Source organism: Rhizobium sp. rho-13.1 (assembly GCF_007000305.1).
In the GTDB taxonomy this organism is placed as follows: domain Bacteria; phylum Pseudomonadota; class Alphaproteobacteria; order Rhizobiales; family Rhizobiaceae; genus Rhizobium; species Rhizobium rhododendri.
The window spans coordinates 1-3,135 of the sequence record NZ_SCFL01000058.1; the positions used below are offsets into that span (position 1 = coordinate 1).

Consider the following 3,135-nt stretch of genomic DNA (forward strand, 5'->3'; position numbering starts at 1 on the left):
CCAGGCATGGAATCACGCCAGTCCGCTCACAGCAAGGGCCTTTTTCCGCAACCTGCTAAGCCGAGGATCTCGTCATCGGTATAGATATGGGGCGTCAACCTCCGCCGCGACTTGCGGAATATCGGCGCTGTTGGAAACTCTGTCACGGGATCCAGGCGCGTCATGTATGCTGCAAACGGCTTCACAACTGCCAGCCGTCCAGCCCAGGTGAAGGGGTGACTGATCCGCGACCGGTCCTTTGCCCAGCGGATGACAAGGTCGTTGGTCAGTGTGCCGCAGTTCTGCTCGTCGGCGAAACCGGCAAAGGACCTCAGCAGCCGAGCGTCGGGGCCGCTGACGTTGAAGCCTAGCAGAGAGCGTTCCGCCAGGTAGGCTGCGACATGTTCCGTCATTGTTGTCTTCATCGCCATCACGCCCTCCCTGGCCAGGGAAGAGCGACAGCCGACAGCCGCTCGAAATCGATCTTGGTGTAGATCTTTGATGTGTGAGGCTGCGATGGCGCAGGATATCGGCAATGTGCTTCATCGGTGTGCCCTCGCGTAGCAGTCGGCTTGCCACGCTGTGGCGCAGAACATGCGGGTCGCACCGATCCCAACCGCACCGGCGAAACGCGGCGATGACTGCACGCTTGGCTACTCCTGTCTGGACCGGACGATCATAGGGCGCGACATGGCGAACGAAGATCGCCCGGCTCACCGTCTCGGGCCGCTCGTGCCTGAGGTATTCGGCGATTGCCTCGCCGGTTGCCCTGGGCAACGGCAGGCAGTCCATGAAATGCGTCTTGGAGCGAGCGATCCTGACTGTTCCGTTCCGCCAATCAATGTCCTCGATGCGCAGCTTGACCACTTCCGCACAGCGAAGGCCAAGATCGGTGACGCATCTGACCATGGCATAGGCCCGTCGACCAGATGGTAGATTCGCATCGAACGATGCCAGAAGCGCGTCAATCTGGGCTGGTGACAATGTCTCGGGTAGTGACGCCAGACGCCAGTGCGCCGCGCGCGGGATGGCCGGCAGAAGTTTGCTGACCTTGTCGCCGCACATCTGTCGGTACTTCAGATAGCCGCCTATCGAACTACCCGCGACGCGCACTGCCCCGGCGCCCCAATCGCGACCTTCACCCAGGACGAACCGCCTCATTGCTCCGGTATCGATCTTCGTGATGTCGACAGAGCCCGCGCCGAAAGTTTGAGCGAGGAATCTGCCGACAATTAAACCACGTTGCCGCCGTGTGGTCTCCGCTAAGCCTGCGACGTCACGCATATAGGCATCGAACGTGGCCAGCTCCTTGCTTAGCCCATCCTGCTCGTCATCCGGCCAAATGGCCCCCTCGGCCTCAAGCAGTCTCAGCAGGTGACGAATGGCGGTTCGCAGTTCATACCGCGTCCGGCGAACTGGCTCAGGACAACTGCAGATCGGCAGGTGATCGTTAAGAAAGCGATCCAGCACCGCCGCGCTCAGCGATGAAAGACCAATGCCCTGCTCGCCGAGCCAGCGTGCGAAATGGGCGACGCTCGCGAGATAGACGCGGATCACATTGTGCGCGTACCGGTCTTCCCGAAGACGAGCGACATAGCGGTCCTGATAGGATGATAGAGTGCTGGACGATAGCCATGCTTGAGGTCCAGGCTGCAAAATGATGGGCTTCATGGAAATCTCCCCTTCCAGTGATTGGAGCAGGGAGAATGAAATTATGCGCAGTTGGAATCGTCACGCTGCTTTCGCAATCGCTGTAAAACAATGGTTTTTTACCGAGGATCCAGAAAGCCTACACATAATCCCGAGCTTCGCATAATTGCGATTGACGGCTATCGGCCGGATGGTCCGCTCGACGCTGTTATTGTTGATCTCGATGCGCCCATCAGTCAGGAAAAGCCACCTAGAGCGATGTAAGGGACGCCCTCCATGCTTCGTCCTGACGGGCGGCGAGACCTCCGACTACCGTCGCACGCGAGAAATAGTTGTCAGGGTCCACCCACACTGGCTGCTAGTGGTGCAGCGCGCGAAGCTTCGTGGTGATGACACGCATGGTGCGGTCCAATAGGTCCATTGGCGCTTCGATTCTATCCAGCTCTGGAGCTATTGTTTCTCGAGCGATCGGTTGAATAGAGTTCCTGGCGCAAACGTTGATAGCTTTCTGCTAGTCTCTCGCTTACTTTTTCCACCTCGCCCAACTTACCGTCGGATACGATATTTGATGATGTTATGCGTAATACGGCTGCTTCGAGTTCACCTAACTCGGTGTCATTTCGAGTTGCCGGATTGTTCGATGAACGTGTCTCTTGTGATTGAGAATTTTTGAAATCGTGTTCTATGTTCCAATACAAGTCTTCGTGGTTGCCATCACCACTTCGAAGCTCATCAATACGACTACGATGTACATCTGAGAGGAAATTCTGCGCACACACGAGAAATTCGGCGGCACTTCCCTGATCGTCAGAATGGTCAGCTCTGTCAAACAGATGGAGCGCGTGATCAATTAAACGATTTTTATCATTCGCATCGAATAAGCCGAGCTTCTCTTTGAGTAATTGCAGAGCCTCAGCTTGCTTTTGCTGTTCGGGGAGATGGAGGACTTGGTCAACGAGTTTCGTTCTACGCTGTGACGTCTGGAAATCGATGATCGGAATGACACTCTTGAGCCGTGGCGGCGTCACAGCCTGGTCATCGCGCGGCACGACGTTTTCAAACAGCCTGCTTGCAGACGTCCCGAGACGATTAAGCTTATGTTTAAAGTCGCCGGTAGGCCCATCTTTCAGCATTTGCCTCGCTTCACGGCCAGCCTTTTCGAACCTTCCGAGCTCGGCGGCTGTTTTTACTGGATCGGGAGTAACCAGCCTGGAGAATATATCTGCGACTGAATCTGTGTTCATATTCTTATGGAGTCCGGAACTTTCGCTACTATCGATCTTACCGGGATTTTCCGCATTCAATCGCTTCATCGTCATATTTCCTTTCCGAGCTGCGTCACCGGAAGCACACGTGAACTTTGATTTTAGAGACAGGCATGGTTATCGACCGAAGTACGAATTTCAACCAATTTTGCCTTACAATTGTAAGAGGGATTGAGTGCCGAAGATCGTATCGCTCCGGCGTGGACCGCCTTGCGAGTTTTGGGCGATATCGTGATTTTGC

General features: G+C 55.5%; 2 protein-coding genes and 1 pseudogene. All 3 read right to left on the minus strand.

The annotated features are described in order from the left end of the window. Window positions 1–72 precede the first annotated feature (72 nt). The 3 genes and pseudogenes from EQW76_RS28495 to EQW76_RS28505 all read right to left on the minus strand — a co-directional run bounded on the left by EQW76_RS28495 (window position 73) and on the right by EQW76_RS28505 (window position 2,942). Window positions 73–1,650 carry a tyrosine-type recombinase/integrase gene (locus tag EQW76_RS28495; protein WP_142832589.1) on the minus strand — a complete coding sequence of 526 codons (1,578 nt, stop codon included), beginning with the start codon at window positions 1,648–1,650 and terminating at the stop codon, window positions 73–75. Window positions 1,651–1,797: 147 nt separating this feature from the next. Beyond that, window positions 1,798–1,875 (minus strand): annotated as a pseudogene (locus EQW76_RS28500) (transposase); the annotation flags it as partial. Window positions 1,876–2,063: 188 nt separating this feature from the next. Continuing rightward, window positions 2,064–2,942, minus strand: coding sequence for a hypothetical protein (locus EQW76_RS28505; RefSeq protein ID WP_142832588.1), 879 nt, complete (start codon window positions 2,940–2,942; stop codon window positions 2,064–2,066). Window positions 2,943–3,135 lie beyond the last annotated feature (193 nt).